The organism is Burkholderia cepacia, assembly GCF_001718835.1.
In the GTDB taxonomy this organism is placed as follows: domain Bacteria; phylum Pseudomonadota; class Gammaproteobacteria; order Burkholderiales; family Burkholderiaceae; genus Burkholderia; species Burkholderia cepacia_F.
The window spans coordinates 486,947-506,065 of sequence record NZ_CP013443.1; the positions used below are offsets into that span (position 1 = coordinate 486,947).

15 protein-coding genes are annotated in these 19,119 nt (G+C 63.3%); 12 read left to right on the forward strand and 3 right to left on the reverse strand.

What is annotated here, in order from left to right:
* The first annotated feature begins 10 nt into the window (after positions 1–10).
* From tssH to WT26_RS05665, 12 genes are all read left to right on the forward strand, one after another.
* Positions 11–2,680: a type VI secretion system ATPase TssH gene (tssH, locus tag WT26_RS05615; RefSeq protein WP_059730924.1), complete on the forward strand. Its 2,670-nt coding sequence runs from the start codon at positions 11–13 to the stop codon at positions 2,678–2,680.
* Between the two features lie 39 nt (positions 2,681–2,719).
* On the forward strand, positions 2,720–3,841 hold the full coding sequence (gene tssA / locus WT26_RS05620) for a type VI secretion system protein TssA (RefSeq protein ID WP_069272339.1): 1,122 nt from the start codon (positions 2,720–2,722) through the stop codon (positions 3,839–3,841).
* Positions 3,842–3,934: 93 nt separating this feature from the next.
* On the forward strand, positions 3,935–6,613 hold the full coding sequence (locus WT26_RS05625) for a type VI secretion system Vgr family protein (protein ID WP_069272340.1): 2,679 nt from the start codon (positions 3,935–3,937) through the stop codon (positions 6,611–6,613).
* Between the two features lie 2 nt (positions 6,614–6,615).
* On the forward strand, positions 6,616–8,118 hold the full coding sequence (locus tag WT26_RS05630; RefSeq protein WP_069269842.1) for a hypothetical protein: 1,503 nt from the start codon (positions 6,616–6,618) through the stop codon (positions 8,116–8,118).
* The gene (locus tag WT26_RS05635) at positions 8,115–8,906 is read left to right on the forward strand and encodes a hypothetical protein (RefSeq protein ID WP_230461600.1); all 792 of its coding nucleotides are present in this window, start codon (positions 8,115–8,117) and stop codon (positions 8,904–8,906) included. The genes WT26_RS05630 and WT26_RS05635 overlap by 4 nt, the downstream gene beginning before the upstream one ends.
* 279 nt (positions 8,907–9,185) lie before the next feature.
* Entirely contained in the window at positions 9,186–9,797 is a 612-nt protein-coding gene (locus tag WT26_RS37130; protein ID WP_415872503.1) for a hypothetical protein, read from the forward strand.
* Positions 9,787–10,488, forward strand: a complete 702-nt coding sequence (locus WT26_RS37960; protein ID WP_196222141.1) for a hypothetical protein — start codon at positions 9,787–9,789, stop codon at positions 10,486–10,488. The genes WT26_RS37130 and WT26_RS37960 overlap by 11 nt, the downstream gene beginning before the upstream one ends.
* Positions 10,472–10,852 (forward strand): hypothetical protein, encoded by a 381-nt coding sequence (locus tag WT26_RS05650; protein WP_069272341.1) that lies wholly within the window; start codon positions 10,472–10,474, stop codon positions 10,850–10,852. Before WT26_RS37960 ends, WT26_RS05650 begins: the two co-directional genes overlap by 17 nt.
* A 130-nt stretch (positions 10,853–10,982) precedes the next feature.
* Positions 10,983–11,600, forward strand: coding sequence for a hypothetical protein (locus tag WT26_RS05655; protein WP_069269844.1), 618 nt, complete (start codon positions 10,983–10,985; stop codon positions 11,598–11,600).
* A gap of 129 nt (positions 11,601–11,729) precedes the next feature.
* Complete coding sequence (locus WT26_RS39010; RefSeq protein WP_418220241.1) at positions 11,730–11,906, forward strand: lysozyme inhibitor LprI family protein; 177 nt, start codon at positions 11,730–11,732, stop codon at positions 11,904–11,906.
* 21 nt (positions 11,907–11,927) lie between these two features.
* On the forward strand, positions 11,928–12,110 hold the full coding sequence (locus WT26_RS05660) for a hypothetical protein (RefSeq protein WP_059811797.1): 183 nt from the start codon (positions 11,928–11,930) through the stop codon (positions 12,108–12,110).
* Positions 12,107–12,763: a hypothetical protein gene (locus tag WT26_RS05665; protein WP_230461602.1), complete on the forward strand. Its 657-nt coding sequence runs from the start codon at positions 12,107–12,109 to the stop codon at positions 12,761–12,763. Before WT26_RS05660 ends, WT26_RS05665 begins: the two co-directional genes overlap by 4 nt.
* Before the next feature lie 249 nt (positions 12,764–13,012).
* Here the strand turns inward: WT26_RS05665 and WT26_RS05670 are convergent, their stop codons facing one another.
* From WT26_RS05670 to tssM, 3 genes are read right to left on the reverse strand one after another with little or no spacing between them, the layout of a single operon-like run.
* On the reverse strand, positions 13,013–13,960 hold the full coding sequence (locus tag WT26_RS05670) for an OmpA family protein (protein ID WP_069272342.1): 948 nt from the start codon (positions 13,958–13,960) through the stop codon (positions 13,013–13,015).
* Positions 13,961–13,964: 4 nt separating this feature from the next.
* Positions 13,965–14,954, reverse strand: coding sequence for a type VI secretion system-associated protein TagF (gene tagF, locus WT26_RS05675; RefSeq protein ID WP_059522317.1), 990 nt, complete (start codon positions 14,952–14,954; stop codon positions 13,965–13,967).
* Complete coding sequence (gene tssM, locus WT26_RS05680) at positions 14,951–18,931, reverse strand: type VI secretion system membrane subunit TssM (RefSeq protein ID WP_069272343.1); 3,981 nt, start codon at positions 18,929–18,931, stop codon at positions 14,951–14,953. The genes tagF and tssM overlap by 4 nt, the downstream gene beginning before the upstream one ends.
* Positions 18,932–19,119 lie beyond the last annotated feature (188 nt).

Consider the following 19,119-nt stretch of genomic DNA (forward strand, 5'->3'; position numbering starts at 1 on the left):
GATCGACGCCATGAGCACGCCCCTGAAGACCCTGATCACGAAACTGAACCCGCTGTGCCGCCACGCGACCGAGCGTGCGGCGAGCGCGTGCCTGGCGCGCGGCCACTACGAGGTCGATCTCGAGCACCTGTTTCTCGCGTTGCTCGACGAAGCGACGGGCGACCTGCCGCTCGCATTGCGCGCGAGCCGCGTCGATCCGCATGCGCTGCATGCCGATCTCGAACGCGAGCTGACGCGCCTGAAGACGGGCAACACGCGTACGCCGGTGTTCTCCGTGCATCTGATCGCGCTGTTCGAGCAGGCGTGGCTGATCGCATCGCTCGATTCGCAGCTCGGCCGCATCCGTTCGGGGCACCTGCTGCTCGCGCTGCTGACCGCGCCGGATCTCGCGCAGTTCGCGCAACGGATGTCGTCGCGGTTCGCGGAAATGAACGTGACGGACCTGAAGCACAAGTTCGACGAAATCATGGCCGGATCGAGCGAGGCCGAGCCGCGTCAGGCGGACGACGACGGCAGCGACGTCGCGCCGGCCACCGAAGGCTTTGCGCCCGCCGCCGGCCCGTCGAAGACGCCCGCGCTCGACACGTACACGACCAACCTCACGCAGCGTGCCCGCGACGGCAAGATCGACCCGGTGATCGGCCGCGAAGCCGAGATCCGCCAGGCGATCGACATCCTGATGCGTCGCCGCCAGAACAACCCGATCATGACCGGCGAGGCCGGTGTCGGCAAAACGGCGGTCGTCGAGGGCCTCGCGCTGCGCATCGCGGCCGACGACGTGCCGCCGCCGTTGCGCGGCGTCGCGCTGCACGTGCTGGACATGGGCCTGCTGCAGGCCGGCGCGAGCGTGAAGGGCGAGTTCGAGAACCGCCTGAAGAGCGTGATCGACGAGGTGAAGAAGAGCGCGCACCCGATCATCCTGTTCATCGACGAGGCGCACACGATCATCGGCGCGGGCGGCCAGGCCGGCCAGAACGACGCTGCGAACCTGCTGAAGCCGGCGCTCGCGCGCGGCGAGCTGCGCACGATCGCCGCGACGACGTGGAGCGAATACAAGAAGTATTTCGAGAAGGACGCGGCGCTTGCGCGGCGCTTCCAGGTCGTGAAGGTCGAGGAGCCGAGCGAGCCGCTCGCGGCCGCGATGCTGCGCGGGATGTCCGGCCTGATGGAAAAACACTTCAACGTGCGGATCCTCGACGATGCGATCACCGAGGCCGTGCGCCTGTCGCACCGCTACATCAGCGGCCGCCAGCTGCCGGACAAGGCGATCAGCGTGCTCGATACCGCGTGCGCGAAGGTCGCGCTCGCGCACAGCGCGACGCCGGCGGCGATCGACGACACGAAGAAGCGCATCGAGCGGATCGACGCGGAAATCGCGTCGCTGGAGCGCGAGGCGGCCGGCGGCGCGGCGCACGACGAGCGGCTCGGCGAGCTGCGCGGCGCGCGCGACACGGCGCTCGAACAACTGGCGAAGGACGAAGCGCGTTATGAAGCCGAGCGCGCGATCGTCGCCGAAATCACCGAACTGCGCGATACGCTCGACAAGGCACGCGGCCCGTCGGAAGACGGCCAGCCGGTCGACGTGCAGGCTGCCCGCGACAAGCTCGCCGAGCGCGTCGCGGCGCTGCACGCGCTGCAGGGCGGCGAGCCGATGGTGCCGCTGCAGGTCGACGGCCATGTCGTCGCCGAGATCGTCGCCGCGTGGACGGGCATTCCGCTCGGCCGGATGGTGAAGGACGAGATCGACACCGTGCTGAACCTGCAGCCGCTGCTCACCGCGCGCGTGATCGGCCAGGACCATGCGCTCGACGCGATCGCGCAGCGCGTGCGCACCGCGACCGCGAACCTCGAGGATCCGAACAAGCCGCGCGGCGTGTTCATGTTCGTCGGGCCGTCGGGCGTCGGCAAGACCGAGACGGCGCTCGCGCTGGCCGACATCCTGTACGGCGGCGAGCGCAAGATGGTCACGATCAACATGAGCGAGTACCAGGAAGCGCACAGCGTGTCGGGCCTGAAGGGCTCGCCGCCGGGCTACGTCGGCTACGGCGAAGGCGGCGTGCTGACCGAGGCCGTGCGCCGCAACCCGTATTCGGTCGTGTTGCTCGACGAGGTCGAGAAGGCGCACCCCGACGTGCTCGAGATGTTCTTCCAGGTGTTCGACAAGGGCGCGATGGACGATGCCGAAGGGCGCGAGATCGACTTCCGCAACACGCTGATCATCCTGACGTCGAACGTCGGCTCCGCCGCGGTGATGCAGGCGTGCCTGAACAAGCCGGCCGAGGAACTGCCCGATCCGGATGCGCTTGCCGAGACGCTGCGCCCGCAGTTGTACAAGACGTTCAAGCCCGCGTTCCTCGGGCGGATGAAGGTCGTGCCGTACTACCCGATTTCCGACGACGTGCTGGCCGAGATCATCGAGCTGAAGCTCGAGCGGATCCGCCGCCGGATCGAGGCGAACCACAAGGCCGCGTTCGAATGGGACGAGTCGCTCGTCGACGCGGTGCTCGCGCGCTGCACCGAAGTCGATTCGGGCGCCCGCAACGTCGACCACATCCTGAACGGCACGCTGCTGCCGGAGATTGCGGGCCACGTGCTCGGCCGGATCGCCGACGGCGCGGCCATCGCGCGCATCGCGGTGCGCGCGGACGAGGCCGGCGAATTCACGTACACCGTCGAATGAGCGCGGCCGCGCATCACCCAGCATTGATGAACTGAAACCATGCCGATCAATCTCCCCGAGCTGCTGACGCCGATCAGCGATGCGTCGCCCAGCGGCGACGACCTGCTGTTTTCGAACGAATTCGACGCGATCCAGGACGCGCGGCGCTATGACGATCCGACGCTCGACCAGGGCGAATGGGTGACCGAGATCAAGGAGGCCGACTGGGGCTTCGTCGTCGATCACGCGGGCGAGCTGCTGCGCACGCGCACGAAGGACCTGCGGCTCGCCGTATGGCTGACCGAGGCGCTCGCGCTCGAGGACGGCATCACCGGCCTCACCGAAGGCTATGCGCTGCTCGAGGGCCTGTGCCGCGACTTCTGGGACACGTTCCACCCGCTGCCCGAAGACGACGACACCGAGCACCGGCTCGGCAACGTCGCGTGGCTGTCCGGCCGCACGGCCGAGCTGCTGCGAGCGGTGCCGATGACGGACGGCGCATCGAACGCATTCAGCACGCTCGACTGGGAAGTGGCGCAGCACGTCGCGCAGGCGATCAAGCGCGATCCCGAACATGCGGACGACATCGCACGCGGCAAGCCGTCGATCGAGCAGATCGATTCGTCGCGGCGCGTGACGTCGATCGCGTTCTACACCGCGCTGCTCGCGAACCTGAAGGCGTTCGAATTCGCGCTCGATGCATTCGAGGAGCGGCTCGTCGAGCGCGCGGGCGATTCGGCGCCGAGCTTCCGGCAGGCGCGCGACGCGTTCGAGACCGTGTACCGGCTCGCCGAGCGCTTTGCGCGCGAGCAGGGTTATACGGGCGCGCAGCAGCAGGCGCAGTCGCAAGCGGCGCCGCCGGCGGCGCAGGAGCGCATCGAGCCGAGTTTCGGCGCCCCGCATTACACGGAGGAGACCCTCGTGCAGCAGCAGCCCGTTTTGCGTCCGGCGACGCAGATGATCGCCGGCATCCAGAACCGTGCGCAGGCCGTCGACCAGTTGCGCGCGGTCGCCCGCTATTTCCGCCAGACCGAGCCGCACAGCCCGGTCGCGTATCTTGCCGACAAGGCGGCCGAATGGGCCGACATGCCGCTGCACAAGTGGCTCGAGAGCGTCGTGAAGGACGACGGGGCGATGTCGCATCTTCGTGAGCTGTTGGGGGTGAAACGGGACGAGTCGTAAGCCCGACGAGCGTCTGGCGGCGTACGTGATGAACCGTTCCCGTGAGAGCGGGAGGCAGCGCGGGATTGCGACGAACAAGCAGATGGACGACGTATGAACATCACCGAATTGATTCAGGCGATTCGCGGCGGCCTGATCCAGCAGGATCGCTTGCTGAAGATGGACATTCCGTCGTTGCCGGGCAATGCGCTCGTGCCGCGCCGGGCCGTGACCCATTCCGAACTGGGCCGCGACTTCAGCGTCACGCTCGACATGGTGTCGACCGCCGGCGATATCGAACTCAAGAAGCTGATCGCCCAACCGATCACGCTCTGGATTCAGCAGGCGAACAAGTCGTATCTGCCGATCAACGGCTACATCCATACGGCCCGCAGGCTCGGCGCGGATGGCAGCCTGTCGAGCTATCAGCTGACTTTCGCCTCATGGATGCATTTCCTAAAGTTCCGCAGCGATATGCGGTACTGGCAGGACACGAGCGTCGACGCCGTCATCACGGATGTATTCAATGCGCATCCGCAGGCCAAAGGGCGGTTCCGGTTTGCGCTGTCGAAGCCGCTGCCTTCGCGCTCCTATTGCCGCCAAAGCGAAACCGACTGGAACTTCGTGCATCGCCTGATGGAAGACGAGGGACTGTTCGGCTTCTGGCGGCATGACGAGGACGGCAACGCACACACGCTCGTCGTGACCGACGACCTGTATGCGGTCGACGACATGTCGCCGAAGTCCGTTGGATTCTATCGGGCGGGAACCGGCAGCGAAACCGACGCATTCACGCAGTGGGCCGGTTCGCGGACCCTGCAGAGCGCGCTGCACACGACGCGCACGTTCGACTATAAGACGCCGTCCTCTCCGGTCAATCCGAAAGGTACGACGTTGCCGACGATGGCCGATCAAGGGAATCTGCCCGAGCAGGCCGAAGTTTACGAGTACACCGGCGCCTACACGTATTTGAACCAGGATCGCGGTGAGCATCTGTCGAAGATTCGCCTGGAGGAATGGGAGTCGCGTGCGAAGCGATTCTTCGGCGCGGGCGGCGTTCGAGGCGTCGATGCCGGCCGGCGCTTCGTGCTGACCGACCATCCGGAGCACGACCGCGATCCGGACCGCGAACGGGAATTCGCGGCCATCAAGGTCTCGCGGTATATCGAGAACAACCTGCCGCTGTCGGCTCAGGAAGCGGGCTTCCCGCATAGCTTGCAGAACCGGCTGGCACAGGCCAAAGCCGGTTGCGCGGACGAGGCCGCGTTCAGGGTCGCGCATGAGGACGGCTCGGCGGGTTTCTATCTCGTCGAAGTCGAAGCGCAGCGCGCGACGGTGCCGTACCGCAGTCCGTTCGAGCACGGGAAGCCGGTGATGCAGCTCGAGACGGCCATCGTGGTCGGTCCGAGCGGCGAAGAGGTCTACACGGATGAACTGAACCGGATCAAGGTGATGTTCATCTGGGATCGACAGAATCCGGGCAACGAACGCGCATCATGCTGGGTGCGCGTCGCGCAGTCGGATACCGGCGGCGGCTACGGGAGCGTACACGTTCCGCGAGTCGGCGAGGAAGTGCTCGTCGGTTATCTCGGCGGGGACTGCGACAGGCCGATCGTCCTGCATCGCATCTACAACGGCGCGGTGAAGCCGCAATGGCATAGCGACGGGATCATGTCGGGCCATCGATCGAAGGAGTATTCGGGAGCCGGCTTCAACGAAATGGTGCTCGACGACGCGACCGGCCAGAATCGCGCGCGCCTGTTCAGCAGCAGTGCGAATTCGCTGCTTCACGTCGGCTACCTGATCGAACAGAACGGCAATACGCGCGGTGCGTATCTCGGCACCGGCTTCGACTTGCGGACCGATGCCTACGGCGCGGTGCGTGCCGGGCAGGGGCTGTACGTCACGACGCATCCGAAGCAGGCGAGCAGCCAGCCGCTCGACGTCAGCGAGGCGCAGCAACAGCTCGTCAATGCCGAAGGCCTGATCGAGGCAATGTCGCAGGCGAGCCAGATGCATCAGGCGGAAAGCCTCGGCGACGGTCACGACGCACTGAAGGCCTTCACCGGCGCGACGCAGAACAGCGTGCAGGGTTCGTCGTCGGGAGGCAGGACCGCGGGCGGCGGCACCGGCAGCGCGAATGCATTCAAGGAACCTGTGATGCTGTTTGGCAGTCCGGCGGGCGTGGCGCTGTCGACGCAGCAGAGCACGCACGTGGCCGCGGACCGGCACGTCAACCTCGTCAGCGGTCAGAGCACGCATATCGCCAGCGGTAAATCGCTGGTGGCGAGCGTCAAGCAGAAGCTCAGCCTGTTCGTGCAGAACGCGGGCATGAAGCTCTTTGCCGCAAAGGGCGACGTCGAGATACAGGCGCAGAACGACAACATCGAGATGGTTGCACAGAAGACCGTCAAGCTGTTGTCGGCGACTGCGACGCTCGAAGGCGTCGCGAAGCAGGAAATCCTGCTGACGTCGGGCGGCGCGTATATCCGGATCAAGGACGGCAACATCGAGATTCACGCGCCGGGCAAGGTCGACGTGAAGGGGGGCGAGCACGCGTTCAGCGGGCCGACGAGCCTCCACAAGACGTTCAAGATGGAAGGCAAGAAGGCGGACATGCGGATTCGCTATGTCGATGCGGACGGGAATGTGCCGCATGGGGAGCCGATCAAGTTCACGACCGAGGACGGGACCGTGCATAGCGTCGCGCTCGACGCCGAAGGCAGGGCGGAGTTGAAGGACATCGATTTTGATCAGTTTGTGGCCAATCAGATCACGCGATCGGGAGAGTAAAAATGGGCAAGAAGCCGCTCGTCAAACATGACGTTCATATCGACCTGCCCGGCGAGCCGGTGTGTGTGGCGTCCCACACCGATACGACCATCACGCTTCGCAAGCATCGTGATGTGGTATTCGACGTCAAGCTTCACGCCGGCTCGACCTATACCGTCACCACGACGCATCCCGATCAGCCCAACGGGCGCTTCTATGATGCGAAGCGGAAACTGAATGTTGCCAAGACGACGTTCAAGGACGGCGAGCCGTGCCATTTGTGGGTCGGCCGCAATTTCGAGGGGAGCCTGATTCTCAAGCAAGGCGAAAAGGAGTTGGGGCGCTACGCGATCAGCAAGATGGACTGCACGAAGGGCTGCACGGAGGATCCGAAGGACAAGCCGGCGCCGATGCTGATCGTCATGCACGATAACCAGGTTCTTGCGAAAGACTTGAGATCGCTGGGGGAGGGCCCGCAAGATTCACAACATCTCGCGTCATCCCTACCGTCAAGTGTACAAGGGGCGGGTCAATCAGGTCATTCCGGATCGAGTGTGGGTGTACGTTCGGGCAACGCCACTCAGGTCGCGTCGGCGCCGGTGCCTCTTTCGGAGGCTAAGGCGACCAGGTCGAGAGATGGGATGCCGACAGTCCACGCGTTCAAGATCAAACAAACTACTGGCTCGACGGTTCCACCCGAACTCGTTGAGTTCTTTGCGAGTGGCGCGGACACATACACATGGGATCCGCTCAGTACGATTTCGCGGAATTTTCTCATTGCTCAAATTGCCGGCGGGCTAGGGTACAGTTGGGATGCGTTTGGGCCGAATGGTCCATTGAAGGGATTGTGGAATCGCGTGTTCTCTATTCACCGGAACTCGAACGGAGAGTTCACGATGTTCTTCCAGACTTCCAGGAAGGAACGGGATCTATTGGGCTTTCTTCTGACCACGTATCGAGCTCATTCGAGAGACGTGCGGGTCATGACGTTAGTGGGGGGAGCTGGCTCGCTCTCTGCGAGCTCCCGAGCAACTTGGGAAGCTGGCAAAGCTTCAGTCAATGTCAGAACAATGACGGGAAAAGCGTTGGGGCTTACGATCGTCATGGACACAGTGGCATGGTGGAAAGACTTTCAAACGATAAAGAGTGATGGCACGAGGAAGAAGGATTTTGCAAATCTGCTTGTCACGATCGGGATTGACGTGTTTCAGATGTGGGCAACGACACTCGTCTCTACTGCTTTTTTGAGCGCGATGTTTACGACTGCCGCAGCGACGGCGGCCGGTGCCGTTACGGCACCAGTCTGGGCGATTGCGATTGGTGCAGTGGTGATCATGTGGGCAGTAGGTTACCTGGTTGCTGCACCCTTCAATCAAAAGGACAAGGCGGATAAGACTTTCGGTGACAATTTTGCCGAGTGGCTTCGCAAGACTGGCGAATTGCTCGAGAAGAAGCTGCCGCGCGACTACCCTGATACCTATTCAAAGTCGACCTGGCCGGTTTTCCCGATGGGAGCAACGCCGTGACTCAAATTGAACATTCGCTCAGTGTCCGTGACAAGGGTGCTGCCACTAAAACGCGCATTGATGGGCACCCCCTTGTGGCGAAGCTCAGCCTGTTCACAGGGCTGCTTCCGCTGGGCGTGTATTGGGTAGCATTCAATGCGTTCGGATCCTCAAATGTTCCGTGGCAGATCGCGTTGGCGCTGGAGTTTTTTTGTCCGACGCTCATTTACGTCCACTACTTGATGAATCGTCGCGCACGGCGCTTGTATTGGGAGGGCGTAGCCGCGATCACTGCCTTTGTACCGATCTGGATGGCGGTCTGTTCCTATTGGCTGTTTTACCTTGGATTTGCGCCATTGCCGTTTGAGGCACGCTTGATATCGCTTTCATTTTGCGTCGGTATCACAGCCATCACGATTCTGATCACGTGGAGAAACTATGCGCGTCAGACGGAACGATTGGGCCTTGTCCGGAGGATGCCTGTCATCGAGCCTGACACAATCGTCTACCCGGATACGCTGGATAGTGGCGTCCCGATGCTCGAGCGCTCATGGAGCTGGCTGCCGGTTCCACCGGTTTGGCTGGTGTCGCTAATCGGCTCGGCTGGTACTGCGTATGCAATGCTGACCGGTCGCGTCTATGAAACGACCGGTGGTCCGCACATACTGTTCATCATGCTGTCGATCGTTAGTTTTCCGCTCTCCTGCCTGATTGTTGGGCGCTTCTTCGTGCGGCTGGCCTATTTCCATATCTACCTGCCGCTCAAGCTCGAACGCGAAACCGGCAAGAAGGTCATCCTTGGTCAGTGAGTGGCCGATCGTCGCTGGCGGGACGATGGAGTCTGTTGACGCAGGCAACGAGACGTAGCGGCTCGCCATCGAGACACGAAAAGTGATTTCGACAGGAGCCACACTGTGAGGCCAGCCTCGACACAACACCAACGCGGTGCGGGAAAAATAGAAAAGACTCGAATCGACGGCCATCTACTGGGCGCAAAGATGTTCGCATGCATCGGGATCGTCCCAGTCGTGTTCTATTGGTTTGCATTTTGCGCATTTGGATCATCCGGATTTCCATGGATGTGTGCGTTGGCAATTGAGATTTTCTGCCAGATTTTTGCGTACGTGCATTATTTCCTGAATCGACGGGCAAAGCGCCTGGTCTGGGCAGGCGCGTCAGTATGCATCGGTTTTTTTTCCGTGTGGTTATTGCTGGGATCGTATTGGCTGTTTTATTTCTGTTGGGCGCCGATGCCTTCTACGATTCGCGCAGTTGCACTTCCTGTATGCTTCGCTGCGGCGATAGGATGGGCGTGGCTGACGTGGCATATTTACGGCCGTGAGACGCGGCGGCTTGGATTGACTGAGCGCCTCTTCAGAGTGGAATCAGATCGCATTGTTTACCCGGTCGAGTCGGACACTGTAATCGGCACCGTTGAGGGGCCTGGCGCGTTGATCACCGTTCCATATTGGCTAGTCTCCACCGTGGGGCCGATCCTCATCGGCTATGCGATGCTGTCCGGGCGCGTGTTCGAAAAGACCGGCGGGCCGCATGGGGTGTTCATCATTCTTTCGGCTTTTAGTCTCCCCATTACTTGCTGGCTCGTGAGCAAAATTTTTGTGCGGTTTGCCTATTTTCAAATCTACCTGCCACTCAAACTCGAGCGTGAGACGGGCAAGAAGGTGATCTTTGATCGATGATCGATTACATGCGGTTGGGCGGCATGCGTCGTTATTTCTGACGATGTTGATGTTGTCTGGAGGACCCTCGAAGACTCGGGACGTTGATATTGCAGCGGCCCGAAAGATGTTCGGTCATAGTCCGATCTTGGCTGTTTTGATGTCCATCTGCTGTGCCAGTGTTCAAGCTCAAACGGCTGGCGGAGATCACGACACGATTCGCACCGTGGCGGGGGCGCTCACGATTTCGAAAGTCGAGCATATGGCTGGTGATGGCGTTGCCGGCCATGTCGATCTCGGCGGCAAGCGCTTCGATGAGCTTTACGGCTCACGCCATATGTACTACCCGGAACTGGACGACAAGAGCGGCGCCATATCGAGAATGGTGATGGAGGATTTCAGTGGAGGCTTCTCGGATCCACCATCCACCTCTTTGTACGATTTCCGCCGTACGCCTCCCGCGGCAGTGCCGATCAGCAGCAAGTTGGATATAGACGATGTGCGCTGGCAGCCTGGCACGGTGCTGCTGCACGCCGGCGACAAGTGGTACACGTTCGCCAATGTGTTACAAGTTAAAAAGCACGAAAATAATGGCGATCGCGGCTGGTGCGGCCGAAGGAATGGCGGAGACGGCCAAGGCGTCGGCGAAAGCATGGACAGGCGCCTTCAAAGGGGCAGGGGGGATTGCTTTCATATTGACGATCGGCCTTGATGTAGCCGAGTGGTATCACGATTATGAGCAGATAAATCCGGACGGGACGAGGGGTAAGGGGCTTGCCGATCTCGTTGCCAAGGTAGGTATCGATATTGTAGCTGCAGGTATTTCATCCATACTTGGGGCGGGTGTCTACTATCTGCTCACGACTGCTCTCACGGGATTCGGTGTTGCGGTGGGAGGCTGGGTGGCTCTTGTCGTGATAGGTGTAACGGCATTTTTATTTTATGTGATTGGTGTTGCGGATAATCACTACCTTTATACGAAAAAGGCGACGGGATTGGCCCGAAGGGCCATGAGATATCTCGAGAAAACGTACCCGAAAGATTATGACGGTTATCCGATGATTGTTGCCTACTGAGATGATGGAAAAAAGAGAGTTATCCGGAAGATATGGTGTGCTTTTTAGAACAAATCTGGGATTTGGGATTTTTCTGATCGGATGTGCCTACGTGCTAGGACTGCCTCTATTTGTCGGGAGCACTCTCCCGTTGGAAATATCCATTATCGTGGTGCTGATTACTGTCGTTGGGCAGGCTGTCGTGTGGCGTGCCGATGGCGGGCGAGGGCGTCTTTGCTCGTATGGGATATTCAGCATCCTCGTAATGTGTTCGGCATATTTTCTTGTAGTCGGGATTTCGTGGGCGTTCTACTTTTCATACACGCCGATGCCATCGATGGTCCGCTTCATCTGCATCGGCGCAGCGGTAGTGCTTACTCTTCTATGGGTGATCGTGACCGGTCGTCGGGTATCTGCAATACTTGAGAGGCCTGAATTTGTTGAGCAAGTATTCAAGGACGTCGGGAGCGAGATTCAATACCGATTGGCGGGGATGCAGCAATTGAGCTCATTCGCCGACAATCGCGGTCCGATCGAACGCATGGGCTTGGGGATCGTACTGTTGGCGGCTCCTGCGGTGTTCCTGTCCGGACGAATATTGACGCCTTTTGACGCGTCAAGGGATTTGCTCTTGTTCGTGACGTTGCTCTTGTGCCCGTGTTCTCAGCTTCTCGCCGGCATTATCGTAAAAGGGTACTTGATTATGATTCGCTTGCCGCGTCGATTGGAGCGTATCCACCAGAAGCCGGTCGTATTGGTGGGCGATTGAGGTCGGAGGGCGGTCTGTCGACGCGTGGTGGCCCATAGAGGGGGCCGACGGCCGGCTTGGCGCGGAAGTCGCCGGAATGACGCGCGGATCGTGCTCGATGATAGCGGTCTGATCCCCAGGACACAGATCGTGTCGGCTCAACGGACCTGGGTAGCATTCCGGGACGCTGAATGTGACTTCAGGACAAGTGCGAGCGGTGGTGCGCACCAATGGCTGATCGCCAATCATGCGCAATGCCTCGCGGAATTGACTGAGCAACGAACGAAGGTTCTCGAGGATTACCTGAAACGGGCACAGGACGAGTGAGCGTCCGCGTGTCGGGGCCGGTTGATCGAAGTCGGCATCAATGCAACGAAGCTCGGTTACGTCAGAACGGGCGAGATCGAGAAAGCCGTGGCATTGCTGCGCAACGAATGGGCATGTATGCCAGGCACGAGTCAAGATCAAGGCTACACGATGGCGCAACTCAAGGCCGATTTCGATAAGTATGTAAAGGAGTTCAGTAATTGAAACTGCGTGCGTCGTTGTTCCTGTCGATATCGATGCTGGCCTGGTGCGCGGCATTGGAGGCTCAGGTGGCTCGCGTTGCAGCGGCGGACGCCGCGCAGATCGAGGCGACCGTCAAGCAATACTACTCACTGTCACACGCTGACGCGTCGTGCCGTTTCAGCCGTACCGACGGCAACGGCATGCCGCTGGACCGCCGCGTGCATCACCGCGCGTATCGCGACGCGCAGTATACGAGGATATTCAAGACGGTCTTTTCTCATGCACTGTTCGCGCTGATGAAAAGAACGTGCGTCGATTCCGACAAGGTGACTGGAATGCTCGACGTACGCTTGTCCGACTCCGAGATCGACAGCGATCCATCGAACTATGGCAATGACGTGCGAATGAAGGTTACGCGTCCCGTGAGGATCCTGGTCGCGGATCCATCGCGCGTACGAGTCCGTGTCGACTGGTCCGAGATGGTGAAGGGCACCCGCAAGCCTTATTCGGTGGGGCGCTCGGACGTCATCCTCGTCAAGGAAGGCGATGCGTGGTTGATCGACGACGTTTATTCACTGGGTGTGGCGGATGGACCGCCGTCGCAGCTCGATATGTCGATCCAGGATTTCGAGCAGTCGCCGGGCGTTGTCCGTCTGCGTGGGAACGCGCCGTAGCGCATGGTGAGCGGCGTGCTGACGTCGCCCTCACAAGGTGGCGGCTGCCCCCCAAGCCCCCCGCAACTCGCTGCCCGATCCCGGAACTCGATCGTGCGCATTGCGAGCGTCCAGTCGAGCAGCCCGTGATCTCATTCCCGACCGGCCGGCAGATCGCCAAAATCAGGCAAGACCCGGCCGGCGCGCAATGCAACGTTCATGTCCGCCGACAAGCGTCGAATACGGACCCGCACAATCCCCGCCCCCCGCTCACTGCCCCACCCGGAACTCGATCCTTCGATTCCGCGCCCGCCCATCCGCCGTATCGTTCGGCGCGATCGGCTGGTCCGGCCCGACGCCCGTCGTCGTCATCTGCTGCGGCGGGATGCTCTTCGTGATCAGGTAGCCTTTCACCGCATCCGCGCGCGCCTGGCTCAGCGCGATGTTCGACGTGCGGTTCCCCGAGTTGTCGGTGTGGCCGATGATGTCGACCGTGCGGTTCTGCATCTTCGAGAGCGCGGCCGCCATCTGGTCGAGGATCAGCTTGCCCTGCGGCGTGAGCGTTGCGCTGCCCGTCTCGAACTCGATCGTCCGGTTCGCGAGCGTCTGGTCGAGCACGCCCTGTTCGGACGCCGATACGCGCAGCCCGTTCTTGATCGTATAGGTCGGGTTCAGCGTGTTCGCCATGTCGCTCGCGAGCTGCTGGCGCTGCGCTTCGTTGTGCACCTCGCCCTTCATCTCGATCTGCGTGCCGTTGATCTTCAACTGCCCCTTGCTGATCTGCTTGAGCTGCGCGCCGAGCAGCTTCTGCACGTTCGCGCTCCAGTTCGGCGGCGTGGCGACGTCGCCGACCTCGATCTGGTCGACGACGTTCGTCGCGCCGTAGGTATCGCGCAGCTTCTGCAGCACGGCGGCCTTGGTCGCCTCGTCGGGCACCTTGCCGCCGACGACCACCTGGCCGGGTGTCGCCGTCGCGGGCGGCGGCGCCAGTGTCGTGGTCGCGGCGGCCGGATGCGCGGCCGTGCCGGACGTCAGCGACGCGGGCGCGGCGGTCGCCGGCAGCGCGCTCGTCTGTACGGTGCCGTTGCCGACCGGCGTGACCGTCGCGCCCGTGTTCTGCGCGAAGCTGCTGGCGCCGGCGGCGAGCAGGCCGGCGGCGACGAGGGCGGCGATGACGGGCGAGAAGCGCGCGCGGCGGGCGTGATTCGTGTTGCGCATGCTGTCAGCCTCCGATGAACGCTTCACGGAACGCGTCGATGGCGACGCGCAGCGAGAGTTGCGGTTGGTCGAGGTAGCTGACGAGCTTGCTGATCTGGTGATCGTTTTGCGCATGGGCGTCGATCCACTCGGGATCGTCGATGTCGATGTTGTGGGCGGCGTAGGTCTGCGGGTCGACGACGCTCAGCAGCGTCTTGGCCGACGCGCCGTTGAAGCCGATGATGAGCCGTTCGCGCTCGGCGATCGTGCCGATGAAGATCGCGAGCTCGAAATCGGCCTGCGCGACGAACGGCGCGATCAGTTCGAGCCAGAACGCGGCGACGAGGCTGCGGTAGAACGGATCGACCGGCAGCGGCAGCGTGAGGCCGCGCTCGATGTGCGACGAGCCGCTCTGCATCACCGGCCGCAGCAGCGAGCCGAGCGCGAGCATCGCGCCGCGCAGCCGCACGGGATGACCGCTGTCGAGCAGCATCGCCTGGAGGCCGTACAGCGACTGGTGTTCGACGAAATCGTTGAAGGTGCCGTCATGCGACGTGCCGGGGCCGCCGACGTCGATCGGCACCTGCGTGTCGCCGAGCGCCTGCAGCGCGCCGGGCGGCTCGTCCTTGCCGAGCAGCGGCGGGATCTGCGTGGCGACGCGCGACCACAGCCGCGCGAACGCGAGCGGGCTGCGCGCGAGGAACGCGAGCGGCCGGTCGACCTCGAGCGCCGTTGCGCCGAGGAACGGGAAGCGGCGCATCGACACGTCGTGGCTCGCGACCATGTGGCCCGCGATCGCGAGCTTGCTGCGCGAGCCGAGGAACGCGAAATGCATCGGCTTCGCATCCTCGTAGACGAGCTTCCAGCGCGGATCTTCCGCGAGCAGTTCGAGCGCCTGCGCGATCCAGCGGTCGAGCGTCTGCAGCAACTGCGGATTGTGCGGGCTCTTCACGAAGTCGCCGCGCGACGGAATCTTGCCGAAGTAGGCGATTTGCGCCTGTACGGTTTGCGTCATTGCGCCCCCTGTGCATTCGTTGCGTTGGCGGCCGCGACGGCCGGCGCGGCCGGCGCGGCCGGGACTGCACCCGATGCACCCGACGCGCCCGCGCCCGGCTGGGCGGTGGCGTTGACGGCCGAGCCCGCGCCGACGTCGGCGACCGACGACGGCAGCTGCAGGCCGCGCAGGCTCTGCTGCTGCGGCTGGTCGCTGCCCCCGCCGCCGGACGGTTGCGACGTGCTGATGATGCGCATCGTCACCGACACGTTCACGCTGCCCTGCGCCCACGTCAGGTCGAAGGTGCCGTCCGGACGGCGCTTGCGTTGCGCCGAGTTGATCAGCTTCTCGAGGCCGTAGCGGCCCGGCTCGTTGACGAGCTGCACCGTGCGGCCGTCGAAGGTCGTCGCGGACAGCGTCGCGCCCGGCGAGCCCTGCGGGTTCGGCCACACGAAGTTGGTCCACTGCGGCGGCGTGTTGCGGTAGCGCAGTTGCTGGCCGTCGATCGCGATCGTGTATTCCGTCGTGCCCGTGCTCGGCTGCGGCAGGATCTGGAACACGGTCTGCGGCTCGGACGACGCGGCCGCACTCGCACTGCCTGCCGCACCGCCCGCGAGCGGCGCGACCCAGCGCGCGAAACCGTTCGTGAAGTCCGGCGTGAGGCCGATGCCCATGTCGCCCCACGTGCGGGCGGCGAGGGTGTCGCCGCGGCGCACCGCGAGCGGTCCGAGCGTCGTGCCGACGAACTTCGCGATCGAGCCGTCCGGGCCGAACACCTGCGCGATCTCACCGGCGCCGGCCTCGACCTTCGCGCTCGCCGCGAACGGGTACTTCGTCGCGAGCGAGTTCTGGAACGGCTGGTAGACCTGCGCGTTCCACACCTTGTTGACTTCGGCGCTGGCCGGCTGGATCACGACCGCGAACGCCTGCATCAGCGGCCGCACGAGCAGCGGACGCAGCGACTTGCGTTGCGAATCGGTGAGGCCGGTCAGCATCTGTTCGTCGACGAGCTTCAGCGAATCGGCGAGTTCCGAACCGTTGCCGTCGAGCGTCTGCTGCATCAGCTGGCGCGCGCCCGGGCCCGGGTCGCCCTGGTTCTTGATCACGTTGAAGCGCGTGCGGACCTTCGACAGCGACTCCATGTAGCCCTTGAGCATCGACGTGCCGTCATGCACTGCGACGATCCGCGCGAGCCCGATGAATTCCTGGCCGATCGGACCCATCGGCACCTCGGCCGGATTGCCGTTGATGTCGATGTTGGCGGCCGCCACCTGGCCGGCCGGCGAGCGCGAGAACAGTTGCTTGACCCAGTTCACGACGCCCGTCTGCGCCTTCTTGATCGTCACGTTCGCGAGCGACGGGTTGTCCCACGACGTCTGGTCGTACGCGGTCTCGAGGATCTTGCGGATCGGCGAATCCTGCGGGTCGCCGAGGCGGTTCATCCCGTCGACGGCCTGGCCGAAGCTGCTGAAGCCCTGCACCGCGATGCCCTGCATGAACTTCTGCCAGTGCTGCGCGTACTCGGTCTTGTACATGCCGACCAGCGTCTTCTGGATCTGCTCGGGGCTGCCCTCGAGCGTCAGGTCGTCCTGCGTCGACGTGTTCAGCACCCAGTCCTTCGCCTGCAGTTCCTTGGTCGCCGCGTCGCGGATCGCCGGCTGCACGTAGTCGAACCACGCTTCGCGCGTGAACGTGCCCGGAATCGCATAGCTGCCTGCCACGAGCCCCTGGTTGCCGTCGCCGACGATGCGCGCGATGGTCATCGGCGCGAAGCGGGTCGATGCGCGCGCCTTGATTTCCTCGTACACGCGCTGGCGGGCCGGCATGCCGCGCACGACGCGGCGCAGGTTCTCGCGGGTCTGGTCGACGAGCGCGAGGTTCGCGTCGATCATCGGCCAGTCGTCGTCGTTCACGCGCGACAGGTAGAACGAGATCATGCGCTCCGCGCTCTTGATCATCTCGTCGCGCGGCATGTTGCCGCGATTCGTCTCGAGCCAGCCGCGCCAGAAGCGGGCGAGCTGGTCGGTCAGGTGCGCCTGCTCGACGTGGCGCTTGTCGGACAGCATCAGGTACGTCTTGAGCGCGTTGTACGCGTCCTGCACGTTGGTCGGCGACGCGTCGCTGTAGAGGCCGCCCTGCGGTGCGGCCGGCTGTTGCGCTGCGGCCGGCGCGGTGCCGGACGCGGCCAGTGCGGCACCGGCCTGCGGCGCGGCGCCTGCCGCGTTCGTCGAGACCGGGATCGCGCCACCCTGCACGGCGCCCGATTCGGGCGGGCGCGTCATCGGGACGAGCTGTTCGGGGTGCGCGTTCACGTCCTTCATGAACGACGCGAGATTCTGCGACACGGGGGCCAGCAGGATCTGGCGCACGCCGTTGTAATACTCGGTCAGCAGGTGCTGCTCGAGACGGTCGCCCTGGTACAGGCCGAGCGACACCGAGACCGGCTTGTCGCGGCGGAACTGCTCGAGCTGCTCGATCCGGTCTTCGAGGATGTCCATTGCCTGCAGGCGCGACTGCAGGTCGTTGCGGCCCTGCTGCAGGCGCGTGACGTTGTCGAGGTCGGCCTGCACGTTCGCGACGAGCTGCTGGTTGCCGATCGTCGACCAGGTCCAGCCGCCCAGCGCGAGCGCGAGCGCCGCGACGAAGCCGAAGAAGGTCGCGTAGCGCAACCGGGTCTTGGTCGGGCTCGCGAACTGCCGCACCGTCTGGCGGTCCGCGAAGATCACCTTCGAGAACAGGTCGCGCAGGAAGAAGCCGTTCTTCGAGAACGCACTGTGCGGCTTCGGCAGCGCGCTGCCGTCGAGGCCGAAGCGTTGCGCGATGCGCTGCGCGGCCGCGCTGTTGGTTTCGCCTTCCTGCAAGGCGCTGGTGAAGTAGAAGCCGCGGAAGATCGGCTTGTACTGGAACGGGTTGTTCTCGAACAGCGTCGCGAGGAACGCGCGCAGCGACGGCTTGATCGTCGAGAATTCGAGCGGGAAGCTCAGCTGGCCCGGCGACAGCTGGTTGCCGCGCGACAGCGACAGCTGCGCGACGCTGATTTCCTTCAGCCCTTCGTACAGTTCCTCGAAGTGCGTGTCGAACTGCGCGACTACGTCGCGCTTGTCGTCGGGTTCGTAGGGCAGGGTGGCGCCCCACACGCGGTCGTACTCGTGCTTGTCGCTGCTGCTGAAGAATTCGGTGAAGCCGGTGATCAGGTCGGCCTTCGTGAACATCACGTAGACCGGCGCGAACACCTCGAGCTTCTCCGTCAGCTCCTGAACGCGCTGGCGGAGGTTTTTCGCGAGGTTGATCGCGAATTCGGGGCGGTTGCCGGTGAGTTCGGCGATGCTCGCGGTGACGATGATGCCGTTGATCGGCGCCTTCGGGCGATAGCGCTTGAGCAGGCCGAGGAAGCCGAGCCATTCGCTGCGATCTTCCTCGTGCACCGAATAACGGCCGGCCGTGTCGAGCAGGATCCCCTCGGTCGTGAAGAACCAGTCGCAGTTACGCGTACCGCCGATGCCGTGGATCACGGCGCTGTTCTTGTCCGCGAACGGGAACTGCAGGCCTGAATTGAGCACGGCGCTGCTCTTGCCCGCGGCCGGGTTGCCGATGACGATGTACCACGGCAGCTCGTACAGCGCGGAGCCGCCCGACACCTGGCCGATCTTCGACGTCTTGATCGTCTTCACCGCATCCGACAGGCGCGTGCGCAGCACGTCGAGGTCGGCCGTCTTCGCGTCGGGCGCGAGCGCGGCGGCGGCGGGCGCGGCGATCTTGCCGGTTTCCGCCTGCTCCTCCAGCACCTGGCCGAGCTGCTGGTTCGCGCGCTTCACGCGCCAGCGGCGCCACAGCGCGACGACGAGCCACAGCGCGAGGATCGCCGCGAACGCGATCGCCGCCCACAGGAGCGGCAACTGCAGCATGTCGGCGACGATGAAGAGGATGGCCGCTAGCGCGACGATCCCGACGATCGAGAGCGTACGGGGATGAGTCAGCACGTTGAGGATGCGTTGCATAGGACGTTCAGGTTCCGGTGCGATTCGGTGAGGCGACGCAGGCGCGTCGAGCGGCAAGGGTGGCGCCGCGATGTGTCGCCATGCTGTCAAACGGGATGAAGGGGGCTGGCATCAATGCGCCCGCGGCATCGGAGAAGGCGCGCGCATTAACGAAAGGACGCTGTGAGATTTAAAACGGAAGCGGCGGC